Origin of the sequence: Polynucleobacter sp. MG-Unter2-18 (genome assembly GCF_018687675.1) — a bacterium.
Classification (GTDB): Bacteria; Pseudomonadota; Gammaproteobacteria; order Burkholderiales; family Burkholderiaceae; genus Polynucleobacter.
Genome location: NZ_CP061302.1, coordinates 115,056 through 133,211, shown reverse-complemented (window position 1 = coordinate 133,211; position 18,156 = coordinate 115,056). Strand labels below are relative to the sequence as shown.

General features: G+C 43.6%; 17 protein-coding genes and 1 tRNA gene. 10 read left to right on the top strand and 8 right to left on the bottom strand.

Going from position 1 to position 18,156, the window contains the following annotated elements:
• Positions 1–2 precede the first annotated feature (2 nt).
• Both C2759_RS00745 and C2759_RS00740 read left to right on the top strand, forming a co-directional pair.
• Positions 3–1,787 carry a M61 family metallopeptidase gene (locus C2759_RS00745; protein WP_251366977.1) on the top strand — a complete coding sequence of 595 codons (1,785 nt, stop codon included), beginning with the start codon at positions 3–5 and terminating at the stop codon, positions 1,785–1,787.
• The gene (locus tag C2759_RS00740; RefSeq protein ID WP_215355484.1) at positions 1,787–2,536 is read left to right on the top strand and encodes a uracil-DNA glycosylase; all 750 of its coding nucleotides are present in this window, start codon (positions 1,787–1,789) and stop codon (positions 2,534–2,536) included. Before C2759_RS00745 ends, C2759_RS00740 begins: the two co-directional genes overlap by 1 nt.
• Here C2759_RS00740 and C2759_RS00735 read toward each other — a convergent pair.
• Positions 2,533–2,841, bottom strand: coding sequence for a hypothetical protein (locus C2759_RS00735; protein ID WP_251366976.1), 309 nt, complete (start codon positions 2,839–2,841; stop codon positions 2,533–2,535). The two genes, C2759_RS00740 and C2759_RS00735, sit on opposite strands and share 4 nt — an antisense overlap.
• Position 2,842: 1 nt before the next feature.
• Here C2759_RS00735 and hemA point away from each other — a divergent pair, with 1 nt between their 5' ends.
• The 6 genes from hemA (at position 2,843) to C2759_RS00705 (ending at position 9,139) form a co-directional block, all read left to right on the top strand.
• Positions 2,843–4,159, top strand: a complete 1,317-nt coding sequence (gene hemA, locus C2759_RS00730; RefSeq protein ID WP_215355482.1) for a glutamyl-tRNA reductase — start codon at positions 2,843–2,845, stop codon at positions 4,157–4,159.
• Positions 4,160–5,239, top strand: coding sequence for a peptide chain release factor 1 (gene prfA, locus C2759_RS00725; RefSeq protein WP_215355480.1), 1,080 nt, complete (start codon positions 4,160–4,162; stop codon positions 5,237–5,239). It abuts the gene before it with no gap.
• A 12-nt stretch (positions 5,240–5,251) separates the two neighbouring features.
• A complete protein-coding gene (gene prmC, locus C2759_RS00720) occupies positions 5,252–6,100 on the top strand; it encodes a peptide chain release factor N(5)-glutamine methyltransferase (protein WP_215355478.1) in 849 nt (282 codons plus the stop codon).
• A gap of 104 nt (positions 6,101–6,204) precedes the next feature.
• Positions 6,205–6,513 carry a Grx4 family monothiol glutaredoxin gene (gene grxD, locus C2759_RS00715; protein ID WP_215355476.1) on the top strand — a complete coding sequence of 103 codons (309 nt, stop codon included), beginning with the start codon at positions 6,205–6,207 and terminating at the stop codon, positions 6,511–6,513.
• Positions 6,514–6,541: 28 nt separating this feature from the next.
• A complete protein-coding gene (rmuC, locus tag C2759_RS00710; RefSeq protein ID WP_215355474.1) occupies positions 6,542–7,816 on the top strand; it encodes a DNA recombination protein RmuC in 1,275 nt (424 codons plus the stop codon).
• Between the two features lie 3 nt (positions 7,817–7,819).
• Positions 7,820–9,139 (top strand): MFS transporter, encoded by a 1,320-nt coding sequence (locus C2759_RS00705; protein ID WP_215355472.1) that lies wholly within the window; start codon positions 7,820–7,822, stop codon positions 9,137–9,139.
• 76 nt (positions 9,140–9,215) lie between these two features.
• On the opposite strand, the gene C2759_RS00700 is transcribed toward C2759_RS00705, so the two are convergent.
• From C2759_RS00700 to petA, 6 genes are all read right to left on the bottom strand, one after another.
• Positions 9,216–9,291 (bottom strand) — tRNA-Thr (locus C2759_RS00700).
• Positions 9,292–9,309: 18 nt separating this feature from the next.
• Positions 9,310–9,711 carry a ClpXP protease specificity-enhancing factor gene (locus C2759_RS00695; protein ID WP_215355471.1) on the bottom strand — a complete coding sequence of 134 codons (402 nt, stop codon included), beginning with the start codon at positions 9,709–9,711 and terminating at the stop codon, positions 9,310–9,312.
• Between the two features lie 31 nt (positions 9,712–9,742).
• A complete protein-coding gene (locus C2759_RS00690; RefSeq protein WP_015420301.1) occupies positions 9,743–10,354 on the bottom strand; it encodes a glutathione S-transferase N-terminal domain-containing protein in 612 nt (203 codons plus the stop codon).
• A gap of 78 nt (positions 10,355–10,432) precedes the next feature.
• Positions 10,433–11,206, bottom strand: coding sequence for a cytochrome c1 (locus C2759_RS00685; protein WP_215355469.1), 774 nt, complete (start codon positions 11,204–11,206; stop codon positions 10,433–10,435).
• Positions 11,207–11,235: 29 nt separating this feature from the next.
• A complete protein-coding gene (locus tag C2759_RS00680) occupies positions 11,236–12,636 on the bottom strand; it encodes a cytochrome bc complex cytochrome b subunit (protein ID WP_215355467.1) in 1,401 nt (466 codons plus the stop codon).
• A gap of 10 nt (positions 12,637–12,646) precedes the next feature.
• On the bottom strand, positions 12,647–13,249 hold the full coding sequence (gene petA, locus C2759_RS00675) for a ubiquinol-cytochrome c reductase iron-sulfur subunit (RefSeq protein ID WP_215355465.1): 603 nt from the start codon (positions 13,247–13,249) through the stop codon (positions 12,647–12,649).
• A gap of 136 nt (positions 13,250–13,385) precedes the next feature.
• Here petA and mscL point away from each other — a divergent pair, with 136 nt between their 5' ends.
• Complete coding sequence (gene mscL / locus C2759_RS00670; protein ID WP_215355463.1) at positions 13,386–13,808, top strand: large conductance mechanosensitive channel protein MscL; 423 nt, start codon at positions 13,386–13,388, stop codon at positions 13,806–13,808.
• A 4-nt stretch (positions 13,809–13,812) separates the two neighbouring features.
• Entirely contained in the window at positions 13,813–15,402 is a 1,590-nt protein-coding gene (locus C2759_RS00665; RefSeq protein WP_215355461.1) for a tetratricopeptide repeat protein, read from the top strand.
• 456 nt (positions 15,403–15,858) lie between these two features.
• Here the strand turns inward: C2759_RS00665 and C2759_RS00660 are convergent, their stop codons facing one another.
• The gene (locus C2759_RS00660; protein ID WP_215355459.1) at positions 15,859–17,628 is read right to left on the bottom strand and encodes a tetratricopeptide repeat protein; all 1,770 of its coding nucleotides are present in this window, start codon (positions 17,626–17,628) and stop codon (positions 15,859–15,861) included.
• Between the last annotated feature and the right edge of the window lie 528 nt (positions 17,629–18,156).

Genomic DNA, 18,156 nt, shown 5'->3' with positions numbered 1-18,156 from the left:
TAATGAACAAATTAAATATCTCTGATTTACCAGCAATCCAGTACACCATTTGGTCGGCGGATTTACATGGTCACCGCTTTCATGTGAAGCTACACATTCAAAATCCCTCGCCCAACGGACAGATTTTGCAAATACCCGCTTGGATTCCGGGAAGCTATTTAATACGTGATTTCAGCAAACAAATTGAAACGATCGAAGCGTTTGCACTAAATAAGCCAAATGAAGCGCTAGTCTTAGAGCGAATTGATAACGATCAATGGTGCTTACCCAAGGTAGCTGGTGCAGTAGAAATCCTCACAACGGTATATGCATTTGATTCTTCAGTACGAGCCGCCTATCTAGATACTGAGCGTGCTTTTATCAACCCAAGCAGTTTATGTTTAGCAGTCAAGGGGCAGGAGTCTTTACCCTGCACTGTAGTCTTAGTTTCTCCTCAAGATACTTGCGCGAACTCCTGGACTGTTCAAACGGGATTACAACAAGCCAAAGTAGATGATCAAGGTTACGGCTTTTATCTCGCCAAAAATTATGATGATCTCTTAGATCATCCGATTGCGATGGGTGAGTTTCAGATTGCACATTGGCAATCGAATGGCGTGTCACATGCCATGGCCATTCAAGGTTGCATCCATGAAATTGATCTTGAGCGCTTGGCAAAAGATCTGCAGGCTATCTGTACCAGCACAATTAATCTCTTTGAGCCAAAGACTAAGAAAGCACCTTTCCAGAATTATTTATTTTTGGTGAATGCGGTTCTCTCTGGATATGGCGGACTTGAACATCGCAATAGCACCGCCCTGCTATGCCGTCGTGATCAGATTCCCCAAATAAATTCCCCGCTTGATGAGGCATCCTATCGTGAGTTTCTAGGCCTCTGTAGTCATGAATACTTCCATGCTTGGTTAGTTAAACGCATTCAGCCAAAAGCATTTCAACCCTATCAACTTGATCGCAGAAACCATACTCGTTTACTTTGGTTATTTGAAGGCTTTACGAGTTACTACGATGACTTGCAATTATTCCGTAGCACACGTATTGACCTCAAAACCTACCTCAAGCTAGTGGCTAATAATTGGAATGGTATTTTGCGCGGGCCTGGTAGATTGAAGCAAAGCCTAGCGGACAGCTCTTTTGATGCTTGGACTAAGTATTACCAGGCCGATGAGAACACGCCGAATGCAGTAGTAAGTTATTACGGCAAGGGCGCATTACTCGCCTTAGGTTTAGATCTCAAGATTCGTGCATTTACAAGCAACGGCCAATCCTTAGATGATTTGATGCGCCTCATTTGGCAAACCCATGGAGTTACGTTGGATGGCATTGCTGAAGACGGCATGGACGACTTGATTCTCAAATTACTAGGGAAGGGATTCTCTAAAACTTGGAATGAATTTCAATCCCGCTACATTTTTGGCGCTGAAGATATTCCAATTCAGAAATGGATTGATTCCCAAACTATTTCAGTGAAACAAAAAACCCATTCCAAGCTTGAGCAAATTAAATTGCAACTTGGGCTGCGTCATACCGAAGTAGGCGGCTGGCTAAAGGTAACCCACGTACTCGACGGTGGTGCCGCGCAATTGGCTGGTCTAGCTACCGGAGATCTTCTAGCTAGCATCAATGGTGAGCGTGTTACTGCTGCTCGCTGGGATAAAATTTTATCTAGCTTGATCACAGGGCAAATCATTCAGATTTGTTTTTATCGAGATGATTTAGAGCACGAGCGCATGACTGTTCTTAAGGATGATCAAATTCCAGCCCAGTACATACTCACACCAGCTGAGTGATGCATTCATTTTCTGCAGCTGATATTCCGGAAGATTGGCGCACTCTACTCGGAGACTATTTTGAATCCCCTGAGTGGCAACAACTACAGACCAATCTCAGGACTGAGCTCAATAAAGAGTTCGAAAAGATTTGTCCAGAGCCTCAGAATTTCTTCAAAGCACTCTCTCTGACTCCGCTGAATCAGGTTAAGGTCGTCATCTTGGGGCAAGATCCGTATCACTCTCCTGGGCTAGCCCAGGGCTTGGCTTTTTCTATTCCGAGTAATATTCCGACGAATTCTCGCCAATTTCCGAGCTCCTTACGTAATATCAGCAAGGCGCTAGCACTGGAAAGTTTTGACGCCCTTAACAACGGGGATCTTCATTCTTGGGCTGAGCAAGGCGTTTTACTTCTCAATACCGCTCTCAGTGTCAAATTGGGTGAAGCAGGCAGTCACGCCAATCTGGGCTGGAAATCCCTGATTGATCGACTGATAAGCGCCTTAGCGCAGCAAAAGCCGCATCTGGTTTGGATGCTGTGGGGTGGTCACGCCCAATCCAAGTTACCCCTTATTGAAATAGCACCAGATCAATTGATTCTGCAATCCTCACACCCTTCTGGGCTAGGGGTCTATAAAACAGATCGGCCTTTTATTCAGCCTGGCGGAAAAGAGAGTTGCGGGCACTTCACCAAAGCCAATAAATGGCTGCTAGAGCACGGAGCAAGCCCCATTTGCTGGACCGTCCCTCATGGTGACCTATTTAACTAATTCTGTGTTGCTGCGTAGACTGCATAGAGGCAGCCTGCAAGGCAAGAGGCTGCAATGGCACTGAGCCATTCCAACATCTGACCTGACTGAAATACACCTGTAAATTGCCCTATATAGGAGCTAGCTAGGGCAGAAACACCGCCAACCAAGACTGCCATAAGAAATTTCTTAGCCCTTAGCTTAGATTGACGTTTTCCTGGGTAAAAAACCAAGGCAAATACGCCAGTTAGACCACCAATTACCAGAAAAGCTAAAAACCCCATTGCCACCCCCATTGTTGCCGCCATCAAATCTATAATCACCATTATGAAGTTGTTGACACTCGGCATCAATCATCACACAGCGCCGGTCGCCATTCGGGAAAAGGTCGCCTTTGACCCTGAATTTCTTCAAGAAGCGTTGCACGATCTTCGCCAACATCTTGTTGGTGCGAATCAGGCCGGCCTGCCTGAGGCCACAATCCTGTCTACCTGTAATAGAACTGAACTCTACTGCGCCGCTAATGATGCAGATGCAGCCAGCCTCTTACATGAAGCGACGTTTGACTGGTTAGCCAAAACCCAACAACTTGCTCCTAGCAGTTTGGAGCCACATATTTATTCGCTACCGCAATCTGATGCAGTTCGTCATGCCTTTAGAGTTGCTTGTGGGTTGGACTCCATGGTGATTGGTGAAACCCAAATCTTGGGTCAGATGAAAGATGCTGTGCGTACTGCAAATGATGCAGGCGTCCTTGGTACATATCTCAATCAACTCTTTCAGAAAACCTTTGCAGTCGCAAAAGAAGTTCGTGGCTCGACAGAGATTGGCGCCCACTCGATTTCAATGGCAGCAGCATCCGTTCGATTAGCCGAACGTATTTTTGAAAGTATTGCTGATCAACGTGTTCTGTTTATCGGCGCTGGTGACATGATCACTTTGTGCGCTACCCATTTCGTGGCACGCAAGCCTAAGGCAGTAGCCATTGCCAATCGCACGATTGAACGCGGACAAGAATTAGCAGACTCAATTTCTATTCAAAATGTTGAGGCAGAATCATTTAAGCTCTCAGATCTGCCAAGTCGATTACATGAATTTGACATCATCATTTCAAGTACAGCATCATCACTACCGATTATCGGATTAGGAATGGTGGAGAGTGCTCTTAAGCAGCGTCGTCGTAAACCGATGGTCATGATTGATCTAGCGGTTCCACGTGACTTTGAGCCAGAGATTAGCCGCTTAAATGACATCTACCTTTATACGGTAGATGATCTAGGCGTGATGATTCAGACGGGAGCTTCTTTACGCCAAGCAGCGGTGAGTCAGGCTGAAGCCATTATTGAAGATCGTGTGGGTAATTTCATGCACTGGATGCAAGGTCGTAAGACTGTGCCACTCATTCAGGATATTCAGCAACAAGGCGAGCACCTCAGGCAACTTGAACTCGATCGCGCGATGAAACGATTGATGCGTGGCGAGGATCCCCAAGAAGTTCTCAATGCAATGGCTCAAGGCTTAACAAATAAGTTCTTACATGGCTCATTACATGCTTTGCAACACTCCAATGGCGCTGAGCGTGAAGCACTGATTAAGTTACTTCCCAAATTATTCGCCTCACACTCCAAGCCAGAAGACCATTAGATGAAGCCCAGCATGCGGGCTAAGCTAGACCACCTAGATACGCGCTTAGCCGAACTCAATTCCTTATTAACTACCGAAGAGTCCACCAAGGATATGGATAACTATCGGAAGCTCACACGTGAGCATTCTGATATTGCGACGGTAGTGGAGCAATTTGGCTTATATAAACAAGCCGAGGCTGATGCTCAAGCTGCAGAAGAGATGCGCAAGGATCCTGATATGAAGGACTTTGCTGATGAAGAGCAAAAACAAGCTCAAGCCGCCATGGAAGAGCTTGAGGGTGTGCTTCAAAAACTACTCCTACCCAAAGATGTCAACGACGAACGCAATGTCTTCTTAGAGATTCGGGCAGGTACAGGCGGTGATGAAAGCGCACTTTTTGCCAGCGATCTACTCCGAATGTATACGCGCTTTGCAGAACGTCAGGGCTGGAGAGTAGAAGTGGTCAATGCTGCCGAATCTGATCTTGGTGGCTATAAAGAAGTTGTTTTACGCCTAGTAGGTCAGTCTGTTTATTCACGCCTCAAATTTGAGTCTGGTGGCCATCGCGTGCAACGTGTTCCCCAAACAGAAACTCAGGGACGTATTCATACTTCAGCTTGTACAGTAGCTGTGATGCCCGAGGCTGATGAATTAGAAGCGGTCAAAATTAATCCCGCTGAATTACGCATTGATACTTTTAGAGCTTCAGGGGCTGGTGGTCAGCATATTAATAAAACGGACTCCGCTGTCCGTATTACTCATTTACCAACTGGCACTGTGGTTGAGTGCCAAGATGATCGCAGTCAGCACCGCAATCGTGAACAAGCAATGAAGGTTCTTGTCTCTCGCATCATGGATGCTCGTGAACGTGAAAAACATCAGCTAGAAGCACAGACCAGAAAGTCTTTAGTTGGCACTGGTGATCGTAGTGATCGCATTCGGACTTACAACTTTCCACAGGGTCGTATTACCGATCACCGCATCAATCTCACGCTGTATAAAATTGATGCCATGATGGATGGTGATATAGACGATCTATGCAATGCCCTTGCGTCTGAACATCAGGCGGAGCTTCTTGCAGCACTTGGTGATAATTAATTCCACCCCAGGATGAGCGCCAGCCCGCCCTTACGCGAATTAATTAGCAACTGTGCATTGCCAGCAAATGAGGTGCGGATATTACTTGCCCACATCATAGAGAAGCACTACCAACTCCCACGCTCTGCCCTGCTATCTCGTGATGGTATGAGTTTGAATGAGCAAGCTTTTCTAGAATGGGAAACATTAGTTTCCAGAAGAGTTCTAGGAGAACCTATTGCGTATATCTTAGGCAAGAAGGGCTTTCATAATATTGAGTTAGAGGTTGGCCCTGGAGTACTTATTCCTCGCCCAGAAACTGAGCTCCTCGTAGAGATTGCCCTTACTGAGATTGCTAAACTCAACAAATGCACAAGGGTACTAGATCTGGGCACTGGCTCTGGTGCTATTGCACTCTCTATCGCAAGCGCTGCACCACTGGCATTACTAATTGCGACAGATCAAACAACCGAGGCTCTAGCCATTGCAAAGCAAAATGCACATTCCTTAAACCTACTAGATCAAGTCCAGTTTTTACAAGGCAGTTGGTATGCGGCGTTGACCGAACCAAGCCAATTTGATCTGATTGTGAGTAATCCGCCCTACATCGCCCATCAAGACCCCCACCTCACTCAAGGGGATCTCCGTTTTGAGCCTGTATCCGCTCTAACCGATTACGCTAACGGGCTGAGCTGCTTAGAAAGCATTATTGCCGGGACTGGTGAATACCTTAAATCTGGTGGCTTGATTGCCGTTGAGCATGGCTTTGATCAATCCAAAGCGGTGATGGAGCTAATGAAAGGGGCGGGTCTAATAGACGTCCAGGTTCACCTCGATTTGGCAGGCCACTGCCGAGTAGCTTCTGGACGAAAAAGGCTCTAAAACCGATACAGGGAATTAACCCTTTTCTTCAGATAGCCTTAAAATTACCTCATTATTAGCAGTAAATCATCATCTTTAAATGGCATAAATTCAGGAAAAAAAATATGGATACCCAAGCAAAAATTCAAGAAATCGTTACCAGCCACCCCGTTGTATTGTTTATGAAGGGCAACGCCCAGTTTCCGCAATGCGGCTTTTCTGGAAATGCGATCAATATTTTGCGCGCAAGTGGTGTGGAGACTCTTCATACCGTTAACGTTTTGGAAGATGAAGCCATTCGTCAGGGTATTAAGGAATTTGCTAACTGGCCAACTATTCCTCAGCTCTATATCAATGGTGAATTCATTGGTGGTTCAGACATCATGACTGAAATGTTCCAAAGCGGTGAGTTGAAAAAGCTTGTACAAGGTTAATTGCACAAAATCTGCATAACTCACACTTGTGACTTTTGACTTAAGCTCTCTTTTACTATTTGGCCTGCCATTCAGTTTATGTGCAGGCCTTTTGGTCTATGCGCTCAATTTACGCTCAACCCTCACTAGAGTTGAGCAGCAAATTCAAAATGATGCTGCGCTTTCCGCCAGCTTAAGAGCTGAGCGTGATCAGGCATTACAGAATGCCATTCGACTTGAGGCAGCACTAGACTCAGAGCGTAAACAAGGTTTAGGAAGAATTGAATCCCTCAATGAGGCTAAAGAGGCGCTTACTAGCCAATTCAAAAATCTTGCTAATGAAATTTTGGAGGATAAGTCCAAGCGCTTTACTGAACAAAACGTTGCTAGTTTAGATGCTCTTCTGAAGCCGCTACAAACTAAGCTTTCGGAATTTAAAGAGCAGGTAAATACTTCTTACGGTAACGAAGCACGTGAGCGCTTTGCACTCAAGAGTGAGATTGAGCGTCTAGCTAATCTCAATTTACGCATGTCTGATGAGACACGTTCGCTGACTCAGGCGCTGAAGGGCGACTCGAAAGTACAAGGTAATTGGGGTGAGTTGGTTTTAGAGTCCATTCTCGAATCTTCAGGCCTGCGAAAAGGCGAAGAGTATCTAGTTCAAGATAGCCATACTCAGACTGATGGCTCACGTCTCCAGCCTGACGTAGTGGTTAAACTGCCAGAGGGTAGAAGCTTAGTAGTTGATAGTAAGGTTTCTATTACCGCGTATTCACGCCATGCCGAGGCAACCGATCCAACTATCTCAGAGCAAGAATTGGTGGCACATATTCAGTCTCTTCGACAACACATTCAAGGGCTCTCAAGCAAGAATTACAGCTCTTTGTATGGAATTGGCTCAGTAGACTTTGTGTTGATGTTTGTGCCCATTGAACCTGCATTCCTGTTAGCCTTGAAGACAGCGCCTAATTTGTACCAAGAGGCACTTGCCAAGAATATTGTTCTCGTATGTCCAAGTACTTTGATGGCTACGCTGAGAACTGTTGCACATCTTTGGCGTCAGGATCACCAAAACCGCAACGCTCTAGAAATTGCAAAACAATGTGGCACGCTCTATGACAAGTTTGTTGGCTTTGTTGATGATCTTGAAAAACTGGGTCAACGTTTAGATCAAGCCCAAACGAGTTACCATGATGCCTTTAGTAAACTCAAATCCGGTAAAGGCAATCTGATTCGTACTGCAGAAAAGGTGCGTGAGCTCGGTGTTAAGCCTAGTAAAAATTTATCTGCCCCCTTAATTGAATCGTCAACTGACTCTGAATAAAAATTGACTGCTACGCACGCATCAGAAATACAGACCTCACCACCTTCTTATAGAAAAGTAGCTATTGCTGCTTGCTTTGGAACCTTTCTAGAGTGGTATGACTTTCTCACCTTTGCCACTCTGGCTGTAGTTTTTGGCCCCCTCTTTTTTCCCTCAAGCGATCCCAGTACAGCCCTATTAGCTAGCCTTGCGACTTTCGGTGTAGGTATGGTGGTGAGACCCATAGGAGCAGCTATTTTTGGAAGCATTGGCGATCGTATTGGCCGGCGTCCCGTCTTTATGATCACCATTTCCCTCATGGGGATTGCTACAGTCTGCGTTGGTTTTTTGCCGACCTATGCTCAGGTTGGAATCTGGGCACCTATTCTGTTGGTGAGTCTTAGACTACTTCAAGGCCTCTCGGCAGGAGGAGAAATTGGGGGCAGCGCCGTCTACCTCACAGAGCATGCAGGTGACTCTAATCGAGGCTTTAAGACTAGCTTCTTGCAACTCATGGGACCCCTTGGCATCTTGGTATCCACGATTCAAATTGCCTTGCTACAAACCTATCTTACTCAAGAAGAATTTTTATCCTGGGGGTGGCGTGTGCCATTCTGGGTTTCGCTGATTCTGCTTTTAATTGCATTTAGAGCACGAATGGCTTTAGAGGAAACGCCAGTCTATTTACAGCTTAGTAAAACTGAATCTCAATCAAAGAGTCCATTGCGAGACAATCTCAAAGACCCTGAAACCAGAAAGCGAATGTTTCTACTTTTTTTCTGCATCTCTGCTGGTGGAGCAGTGCTTTTTTTCTGCGTACAGGTTTACACCTCGATCTTCCTGAAGACTACTGTAAGGCTCGCCCCTCAGTTGGTAGATCAGCTCAGCGTCTATGCAATAGTTGCGCTATTGCCTTTCACAGTACTTGCAGGATGGCTATCTGACAAGATCGGTAGAAAGCCTGTCGTTGTAAGCGGCCTCACCTTAGGAGCCACACTAATATTGCCGGCGTTTTATTTTCTACAAAGTAGTGGCGGATCTATCTCGTTGATAGCAGGAGTCTTGATTGGCTTATCTGCAATCCTTGCCCTTGTAGTGGGTCCACAAACAGCCCTACTTGCAGAGCTATTCCCAGCCAAAACTAGAAATAGCGCAGCCACCCTTCCGCACAACTTAGCGGCTGGGTGGATAGGCGGGCTTCTACCTTTAATTGTGACTTGGTTGAATCAATACTGGGAAAGTAATCTTGCGGGACTCTGGTATCCGACGGTTTTCTTAGCTGGCGGGGCTATAGTGGCAATGCTTTACTTACCAGAAACTAGAAGAACGAACTTACTCAATTAAGCAGACTTCATCGCAATTAAATACGGTTTCTAAAATTGAAAAAACCTAAGCTCGTGAGAACTTAGGTTTGGAATTTTGGTGCCCCTTGTCCGACTCGAACAGACCACCTACTGATTACAAATCAGTTGCTCTACCAGATGAGCTAAAGGGGCAACGGATAATATTTTAACCTATTTCACAATCGTCAAGGAAGGTCTGCTAGCTTTTGGCTTTTCAGCATTCTCAGGACTTGTATCTTTGAGCTTGCCGGCCTGACTGGCATCAAATGGAAAGGACATTCCTTGGCCATTTTCTCGTGCATAGATCGCTAAAACATGGCTTACAGGAACCATAATTTTCCTTGGAACCCCGCCAAATCTTGCCTGAAAACTGATCCAATCATTATCCAAATTCAGTTGATGACAGGCCTCCAAGGAGAGATTTAAAACAATTTCATCTTTCTTCACAAACTCCATGGGCACTTCAACACTAGAGTCTACAAAGACAGCCATGAAGGGCGTAAAACCAAAATCCGTGCACCACTGATGTAGAGCACGGATTAAGTAGGGTTTATTGCTTGGGATATCAGACATGCTTATTCTGCCAGCCTGAGAAATGAGCCGCTTAGCGACGCATTACCTTTTCTGAAGGAGTCAATGCCTCAATATAAGCAGGTCTGCTGAAAATACGCTCAGCGTACTTCAAGAGAGGAGCTGCATTACGCGAGAGGTCAATACCGTAATGCTCCAAACGCCACAATAAAGGAGCGATTGCTACATCCAACATAGAAAACTCTTCGCCCAACATGTACTTATTCTTCACAAAAATAGGTGCAAGCTGAGTTAAGCGATCACGAATTGCTAAGCGAGCTTTTTCATGAGATTTCTCAGCTGCTTTGCCTTTTTCATTCTCTAAAGCTGCAACATGTACAAACAACTCTTTTTCAAAATTGAAGAGGAAGAGACGTGCGCGTGCGCGTGCAACAGGATCGGGCGGCATCAATTGCGGATGAGGAAAACGCTCATCAATATACTCATTGATGATGTTTGACTCATACAAAATCAAGTCGCGTTCGACCAATATTGGAACTTGGCCATAAGGGTTCATCACCGAGATGTCTTCTGGCTTGTTAAACAAGTCCACATCACGAATTTCAAAGTCCATGCCTTTTTCAAAAAGCACCAGACGGCAGCGTTGCGAGAATGGGCAATTTGTGCCCGAGTACAACACCATCATAAATTTATTTCCTTAAATATCTACTTCAATACAACAAACGCACAAACAACTGCGACTTTAAATCTCAAAAACTGAAGCTTAGTGAATGTCTTTCCAGTACGCCTTATTCAAACGTGAAGCTACCAGAGTGAAGATTGCCAAGAAGATCAACACAATCACACCTAAACGCTTACGCTCAAGTTGTACTGGCTCAGCCATCCATGACATGAAAGCAACTAAGTCAGCAATATTGTCGTCATACTCTTGTGGCTTCATAGTTCCCGGAGTCAACTGCTCAAATCCAACAAATTTTTTCTCTACACGGCTTGCGTCATGTGGATCTGGGCGCTCTTCAAACTTTGCAGCACGCTCACCCTGCAACTGCCAGAGGACATGCGGCATACCAACGTTCGGATACACCAAGTTATTCCACCCAGTTTGGGTAGTGTCATCTTTGTAGAAAGTGCGGAAGTAGGTATAGAGCCAGTCAGTACCGCGTGCACGGGCCTCAACAGATAAATCAGGAGGGGTTTTACCAAAGAAAGCTTTGCCATCTTTGGGTGACATTGAAATGGTCATTAAGTCGCCAACTTTAGCGTCGGTCAAAATCAAGTTGTCTTTGATTTGCTGATCTGTCAGGCCAATATCACGCATACGGTTGTAACGCACGCTTGTAGCAGAGTGGCAGTTCAAGCAATAGTTAACAAATATCTTAGCGCCATTTTGCAAAGATGCATTATTACTAACGCGATTTGGTGCAGTCTCCAACGGGAAACCACCCTCGCTTGCATTTGCAGTTAAACCAAAACCAAGGGCAGCAATCAATGCAGTTGCCTGACAGACGCCCATCACAGTGTGCAAAATTCGTTTCATACTAGTTCCTAATTTCTCGAGTATCTGAATTAATGAGGCTTAAAAGTAACGCGCGTTGGAACTGGCTTGAATGTACCAAGCGTGCTCCAGAACGGCATTGCCAAGAAAAAGCCCAGATAATAAATAGTACAAATCTGAGAAATCTTTTCGTACAGAGGTGATGGCGGCTCGATACCCAAGTAACCCAAAACTACGAAAGTCAAGATGAAGGTTCCAAAAATATACTTATGGAATTGGGGGCGATAGCGAATTGACTTCACTGGAGAGTGATCTAACCATGGCAAGAAGAAGAGAATCACAACAGATCCACCCATAATTACAACACCCCAGAACTTCGCATCAAACGCATAGAAACCGGCGGCTAATACCAATGCGATAGCTACACATGCGCCTTTTACCTTGATGTCTTTGGACCGGAGAGCAAACATACCCAAAATTACTGCCAAGAAAATCCACAAAGGCAGTAAGAAATTCGTAGTAGTGGCGCGCAACATGGAATAGAACGGAGTGAAATACCAAACCGGAGCAATATGTGTTGGCGTAACAAATGGGTTTGCTGGAATGAAGTTATTCGCTTCCAAGAAGTAACCACCCATCTCAGGTGCAAAGAAAACAATCGAAGCAAAGATGATCAAGAAACCGCCCAGATACATGATGTCATGGACACTGTAAAAAGGATGGAAGGGAATTCCGTCTAAAGGGATACCTTTTTCATCAACCGTGTTCTTAATCTCAATTCCATCTGGATTGTTTGAGCCCACTTCATGTAATGCAAGAATGTGTGCCGCAACTAATCCAATTAATACCAAAGGAATAGCAATCACGTGGAATGCAAAGAAGCGGTTGAGCGTTGCATCACCAACTACGTAGTCGCCACGTAACCAAAGAGATAGATCTGGACCAATCAATGGAATTGCGGAAAATAAGTTCACAATTACTTGAGCGCCCCAATAGGACATTTGACCCCATGGGAGCAGGTAACCGAAGAACGCCTCACCCATTAAAGCTAAGAAAATAGCGCAACCGAAAATCCAAATTAACTCACGTGGCTTGCGATATGAGCCGTAGATCAAACCACGGAACATGTGCATGTAAACCACTACGAAGAACATCGAGGCGCCAGTCGAGTGCATGTACCGAATCAACCAGCCGAATGGAACTTCGCGCATGATGTATTCAACTGACTCAAACGCCTTAGCAGCATCTGGTTTGTAGTTCATGGTCAAGAAAATACCTGTAATGATCTGAATCGCTAAAACTACAATCGCTAGCGCACCAAAAATGTAGAAGAAGTTCAGGTTTTTAGGAGCGTAATACTCGCTCATATGACGCTTGAAGGCTTCAGTGACAGGTAGCCGTGAATCAACCCAAGCCATCATCTTCACTGCGACGGATGCGTTTGCTGGGACTTCTTTTTCGTGAAATGCCATTTATTTCTCCTTAGGCCTTCTTATCTTCACCGACTAGAATTTTGGTGTCGCTCAAATACATATGCGGCGGCACTTCCATATTGTCTGGGGCTGGTTTGTTCTTAAATACACGGCCCGCCATATCAAAGGTTGAGCCATGACATGGGCAGAGGAAACCACCCTGCCATGTATTTGGCAAAGAAGGCTGAGCGCCTGCCTCAAACTTAGGTGTAGGCGAGCATCCTAAATGGGTGCAAATACCAACTACTACCATGTATTCAGGCTTAATTGAGCGCCATTGATTCTGAGCATAAGGAGGGGTAAATTGAGCTGGATCCCTTAAAGAATCAGGATCTGCAAGCTCTGCATCAATCTTGGAAAGCTCGGCAACCTGCTCAGGGGTGCGACGCACCACCCATACAGGCTTACCACGCCACTCCACCATGCGCATCTCATCTGGCTGCATACCAGCAATATCGATTTCGACGGCAGCTCCAGCGGCTTTAGCACGCTCAGAAGGCTGAAAACTATCAACAAACGGGTAAAGGGCTGCGGCCGCACCAGCGCCTCCAACCGCTGAAGTAGCGATCAACCATTTACGACGATCCTTATCCATACTGGGCTTGTCACTCATTTACAAAATTCCTCGAAAAGAGCATTTATAGGTAAAAATACTTAAAGGTGAGATTTTAAAGTAAAAATCGGGCATTCATCAAAGTTATAGGGTTAATTTTGAGTTAATCTCAATCCACTTGAAATGAGAGGTATTTATGGCTGTTTTAAAGGAATTTCGGGACTTTGCAGTTAAGGGAAATGTCGTTGATTTAGCAGTGGGCGTTATCATTGGCGGGGCATTTGGGAAAATTGTGGATTCCCTGGTCAATGACATTGTGATGCCGGTGATTTCCACCCTTTTGGGGGGTCATATTGACTTTACCAACCTGTTCTTGGTGCTAGGCAGAATCCCTGAGGGTGTTCCAAGAACCTTTGATGCCCTCAAAAAGGCTGGGGTACCCATTTTTGCCTATGGAAACTTCATCACAATTTCCATTAACTTTATCCTTCTAGCATTTGTCATTTTCCAGATGGTGAAAGTCGTCAACAAAATACGAATAATAGATGCGCCACCAACCCCTCCAGCACCAGAGGATATTCTGCTATTGAGAGAAATTCGGGATAGCCTCAAAAAATAACAATATGAACCCCCAGCTTCAATTAATGCTTCAACAAGCTTTGCAGGCCTTTCAAAGAGGCGATCATCGTGTTGCCGACTCAATTCTTAAGGGGATATTGAGGGTTGACTCAAAAAACCTGGCAGCCTTGAGTATTTTGGGACTTATCAGAGCATCAGCACAAAAATATCAGGAAGCGGCTGAGTTGCTAGGTAAAGCCGCCCGAATTAATCCCAATGACGCATCTATTCAATACAACCTAGCCAAATCTCTTGCTGATGGTGGGTGCCATAAGCAGTCCATTACCCACCATAAAAAAGCAGTCGACTTAACTCCTAACAACCCATCTGCTTGGCTGAATTTCGGTAAAAGCTTATCAAACTTAAAATCCCATGCACAAGCTCTCGATTGTTTCGAAAGGGCTCTAGGATTACAACCCGAATTAGCTGAAAGTTGGTTCAACATAGGAACCACTCTTCATGAGTTAAAAAGATTTAAGGAAGCCCTACCCCACTACGACAAAGCATTGAGCCTAAATCCAAGTTTTGCACAGGCATGGGCGAATAAAGCATTTACCCTCCATGAATTAAAAAGATTCGATGAAGCATTGCTAAGTTATAACAAAGCAATCGCTATTGAGCCAGATGATATTCCGGCAAATTGGAACAAGTCCCTTACACTTCTTCATCTTGGCGACTATGAGAATGGCTGGACTTTTTATGAGTGGAGATGGAAAACAGAATTTCAAAAAAATTCAAATCGACATTATTTAAAACCCCTATGGCTTGGACAAGAGTCACTAAAAGGAAAAACTATCTTAATTTGGTCCGAGCAAGGACTAGGAGATACGATTCAATTCTGTAGATACATTAAATTGATTGCCAACTTGGGTGCAAAAGTTTTTTTTGAAGTTCAAGAGCCTTTATTGACATCTTTCATCAACCTGGAAGGCGTAGACCAGCTAATTAGACAGGGTGATCAGCCCCCAGAATTTGATTTTCACATTCCCTTACTCAGTCTACCTTTGGCATTAAAAACAACCATCAATACAATACCAAAAGGTATTGGGTATATTTTGCCGCCAACCGAAAAAGTTCAGCACTGGAGAAATAAATTAGGCGCCAAGGAAAAATTCAGAATTGGATTAGTTTGGTCTAGTGGGCACAGAGCAGATACGCCTGGACTCTGGGATTATGCAGTGCGGAAAAGTATCCCCCTGAAAATGTTTACGGTACTTAAAGATGTCAACTTTGAGTTCCATAGCTTACAAAAGGGAGGGGAAGCTGTTGCTGAGCTGGAAAAATTAGAAACGGATTCTTGGTTGGGCCCAAAAATTTTCAACCATGATGATCAATTAAATGATTTCTCTGACACCGCTGCATTAATAGAAAATCTTGATTTAGTAATTTCCGTAGATACCTCTGTTGCTCATATGGCTGGGGCAATGGGTAAACCAGTCTGGGTTTTAACCCAGTTCTCTGTTGATTGGAGATGGTCGGATGGGCAAAGAGAATCTTGGTACCCAACTGCAAAAGTATTTAGCCAGCCATCACATGATGACTGGACGTCAGTCATTGAAAGCGTTCGCCGTGAACTTATCAATTTCAATACCTGATTATTTATAGCTCATCTTAGCAATTTTTACACTTCAATTTTTGATACTGTAGCGCATTAGATATAAGCTAAGTATCAAAAAATCTTTGCTAGCTGTAAAAATTAATATCGCTACTTTACAATGAATTAATGTTGGTTATTGCTTTATATATGACTAGACAACCTCTTCTTGAGTATGAATTAAGTCAATTCAACAATTACAAATAGAAACCTCCACCATATTAACGTGGTGATTTATTAAAACTATCAAAAATACATCTAAGCCATATTGGACATAAGTTCAAGTAAGAAAAATACATAGGTTTAATTCTAATTTAGGATTTTTATTTCTACTTGATGTCTAGATGAAATAGTGGATCGATTTATAACTAATCAAACCCTTCGTTAACCCTCAAATAATTTCTAAGAAAATAATAAAATCATGCATAGCCCATCATTGATATACAGACTGAAAATCTCAAGTACAGCTCAAATCGAATTTGACCTTATCAAAGACGCTGTTCCAGTCGCCAATCGCCGGCTGTCTATATAGCTTAATTGACGGGTACCATGGACTATCCTCCCTGTCTAATAACCATCGCCAATCTGGCACATAAGGTAACAGCAATAATGTTTTTTTTCCCAATGCACCACTTAAATGCGCCACGCTTGTATCAACGCTAATCACTAAATCTAACTGGTCAATTAATGCTGCAGTATCCAGAAAATCATTTAAATCATTAGAAAAACTCAGAACATGCGGATTTATATCAAGCGTTAATTTATCAACTTCACGAACTTCTTTTTGCAGTGTTATGTATTCAAATTTATTTGGTAGGAACGGAAGAAGATCTCGTAACAATAAACTGCGATTATGGTCATTGTTATGATGAGGATTCCCACTCCAAACTAGGCCAACTCGTGGCCTTAACTTTGAACCTAATTTTATTTTCCATTCAATGGTTTTATCGTGGTGGTTATTGAGAGTAATATATTCCTTAGGACTCGGAATTGTATTTAGCTTAGTTTTAAATGCCAGCGGAAGACTCAATAGAGGACATTGGTAATCAAAGAATGGCAGCTCTTGGCCCTCAATGACTAATTCTGAAATATCCTCTAAATTCTTCATTAAACTAGCAAGTGACCTTGGCACTTCCAAAATAACTTTGGCGCCTAAATCTGCAACTAGTTTGACATATCTGCAAAACTGAATGAAATCTCCGAGTCCTTGCTCAAAATGCAGTAGGATTTTTTTGCCATCGAGCGACTCTTCTCCAAGCCAGGTTGGCTTATCGAAGAAACGCTTGCTGGAAACTTCGCTAGTTTTATGCAATGCCCATCTGCTCTCATAAAGCGGAAGACCATTTTCAAAATCTCCTTGTAACAGTAAAGAAAGGCTTTTATTCCAAGAGGCTTCTGCATAGCTAGGCTTAAGAGTTAATGCTTTATCAAAGTGAGTGATTGCTTCTTCAAATCGTTTAGACTCCTTCAAGGCAATACCTTTATTAGTCCATGCCTCAACATAGTCAGGCTTAAGAGATAGTGCCTGATCGTATTGGGTAATAGCTTCGTCATAACGTTTAAGCTGATTTAGCACGTTACCTTTACTCAACCATGCCTCAACATAGTCAGGCTTAAGAGATAGTGCCTGATCGTATTGGGTAATAGCTTCGTCATAACGTTTAAGCTGATTTAAGGCAACGCCTTTATTAGCCCAAGCCTCTGCCAAATGAGGATCTACTACTAAAGCCTGCTCTGCCAAAGCTATAGCTTCTTCATACCTCTTAAGCTCCTTTAAAGATGTACTTTTATTTAATAAAGCTTCCACATAATCAGGTTTAAGACTGAGAGCATTCTCATAGGAAAGCAAAGCATCATGATGGCGACCTAAATTAGATGCTGTTTTTCCGTAGCTAAGCCAAGCTTCTGGATTATTGGGGGCTAGAGCAACTGCCTTTTTATGATGGGTAAGTGCATCTTTATCATTTCCTGAGTCGGCAAGAGCTTTTGCTAAGTTGTAATGTATAGAAGCATCATTCGGATTCAGTCGGGCTGCTAAAGCTAAATAATTAGCTGCTTCCTTATACTTTGATTGTGAAGCTCTAATTAAACCAAGAATATGTAACGCTGGAAGATTTTTTGAATCGACCTGTAAAACTCTTTTAAGGATAAAGTCGGCACTATCAAAATTACCGCTCTGAAAGGCTTGAATAGCTTGTTGAAGCAATATTTGAAGTTGATGATTCATAACAGATATTTTATAGCCACAGCACTTATTTTTAGCAAGGGTTAGCGTAACAATAGTTAAAAATAACCAGTGGAGAATATAAGTAACTGTGCCAAGGCGAATGGATCGAGATTGAACTAGCTCCAAAAAGTTCTCAGGGCTATCGCAGGGATCGAGTCTTATACCCTAATTACTTTTTAATACCCCCCCCAATTAGAGAATATGTAAACGTATTTGTACTTATGCAACCATTAAGCTAAGTAATTCCTGCACCTAAACTTGAGCCTGCTTTTTATTGTTTAGGTGCTTGATTCTCGAAGTTTTGGCTTTACTTAGCTTTTTATACCGAGCTTCGTACCGTAGTAAAACTTAACTTACCTACAATCCAAGATATGGCAAAGGCTGTTGATAGAGGCATGCTTATGGGTAATGTCCATGTACTTGAGAAGAGTGGTGCCGAGAGTGGGGAATGGAGAGCGGGTTAGCAAAGATTAACCTGTAAAGCAAAATTAAGAATATGAAATAAGCTGGGGCCCAATTCTGTTCCAC

What these genes read in the sequence shown, in the direction of transcription:
- petA (WP_215355465.1), bottom strand. Translation starts at nt 13,249, where the DNA reads ATGAGTGACAAGCCCAGTATGGATAAGGATCGTCGTAAATGGTTGATC.
- C2759_RS00745 (WP_251366977.1), top strand. Translation starts at nt 3, where the DNA reads ATGAACAAATTAAATATCTCTGATTTACCAGCAATCCAGTACACCATT.
- C2759_RS00740 (WP_215355484.1), top strand. Translation starts at nt 1,787, where the DNA reads ATGCATTCATTTTCTGCAGCTGATATTCCGGAAGATTGGCGCACTCTA.
- C2759_RS00665 (WP_215355461.1), top strand. Translation starts at nt 13,813, where the DNA reads ATGAACCCCCAGCTTCAATTAATGCTTCAACAAGCTTTGCAGGCCTTT.
- C2759_RS00695 (WP_215355471.1), bottom strand. Translation starts at nt 9,711, where the DNA reads ATGTCTGATATCCCAAGCAATAAACCCTACTTAATCCGTGCTCTACAT.
- mscL (WP_215355463.1), top strand. Translation starts at nt 13,386, where the DNA reads ATGGCTGTTTTAAAGGAATTTCGGGACTTTGCAGTTAAGGGAAATGTC.
- prmC (WP_215355478.1), top strand. Translation starts at nt 5,252, where the DNA reads ATGAGCGCCAGCCCGCCCTTACGCGAATTAATTAGCAACTGTGCATTG.
- C2759_RS00690 (WP_015420301.1), bottom strand. Translation starts at nt 10,354, where the DNA reads ATGATGGTGTTGTACTCGGGCACAAATTGCCCATTCTCGCAACGCTGC.
- C2759_RS00660 (WP_215355459.1), bottom strand. Translation starts at nt 17,628, where the DNA reads ATGAATCATCAACTTCAAATATTGCTTCAACAAGCTATTCAAGCCTTT.
- grxD (WP_215355476.1), top strand. Translation starts at nt 6,205, where the DNA reads ATGGATACCCAAGCAAAAATTCAAGAAATCGTTACCAGCCACCCCGTT.
- C2759_RS00680 (WP_215355467.1), bottom strand. Translation starts at nt 12,636, where the DNA reads ATGGCATTTCACGAAAAAGAAGTCCCAGCAAACGCATCCGTCGCAGTG.
- prfA (WP_215355480.1), top strand. Translation starts at nt 4,160, where the DNA reads ATGAAGCCCAGCATGCGGGCTAAGCTAGACCACCTAGATACGCGCTTA.
- hemA (WP_215355482.1), top strand. Translation starts at nt 2,843, where the DNA reads ATGAAGTTGTTGACACTCGGCATCAATCATCACACAGCGCCGGTCGCC.
- C2759_RS00685 (WP_215355469.1), bottom strand. Translation starts at nt 11,206, where the DNA reads ATGAAACGAATTTTGCACACTGTGATGGGCGTCTGTCAGGCAACTGCA.
- C2759_RS00735 (WP_251366976.1), bottom strand. Translation starts at nt 2,841, where the DNA reads ATGGTGATTATAGATTTGATGGCGGCAACAATGGGGGTGGCAATGGGG.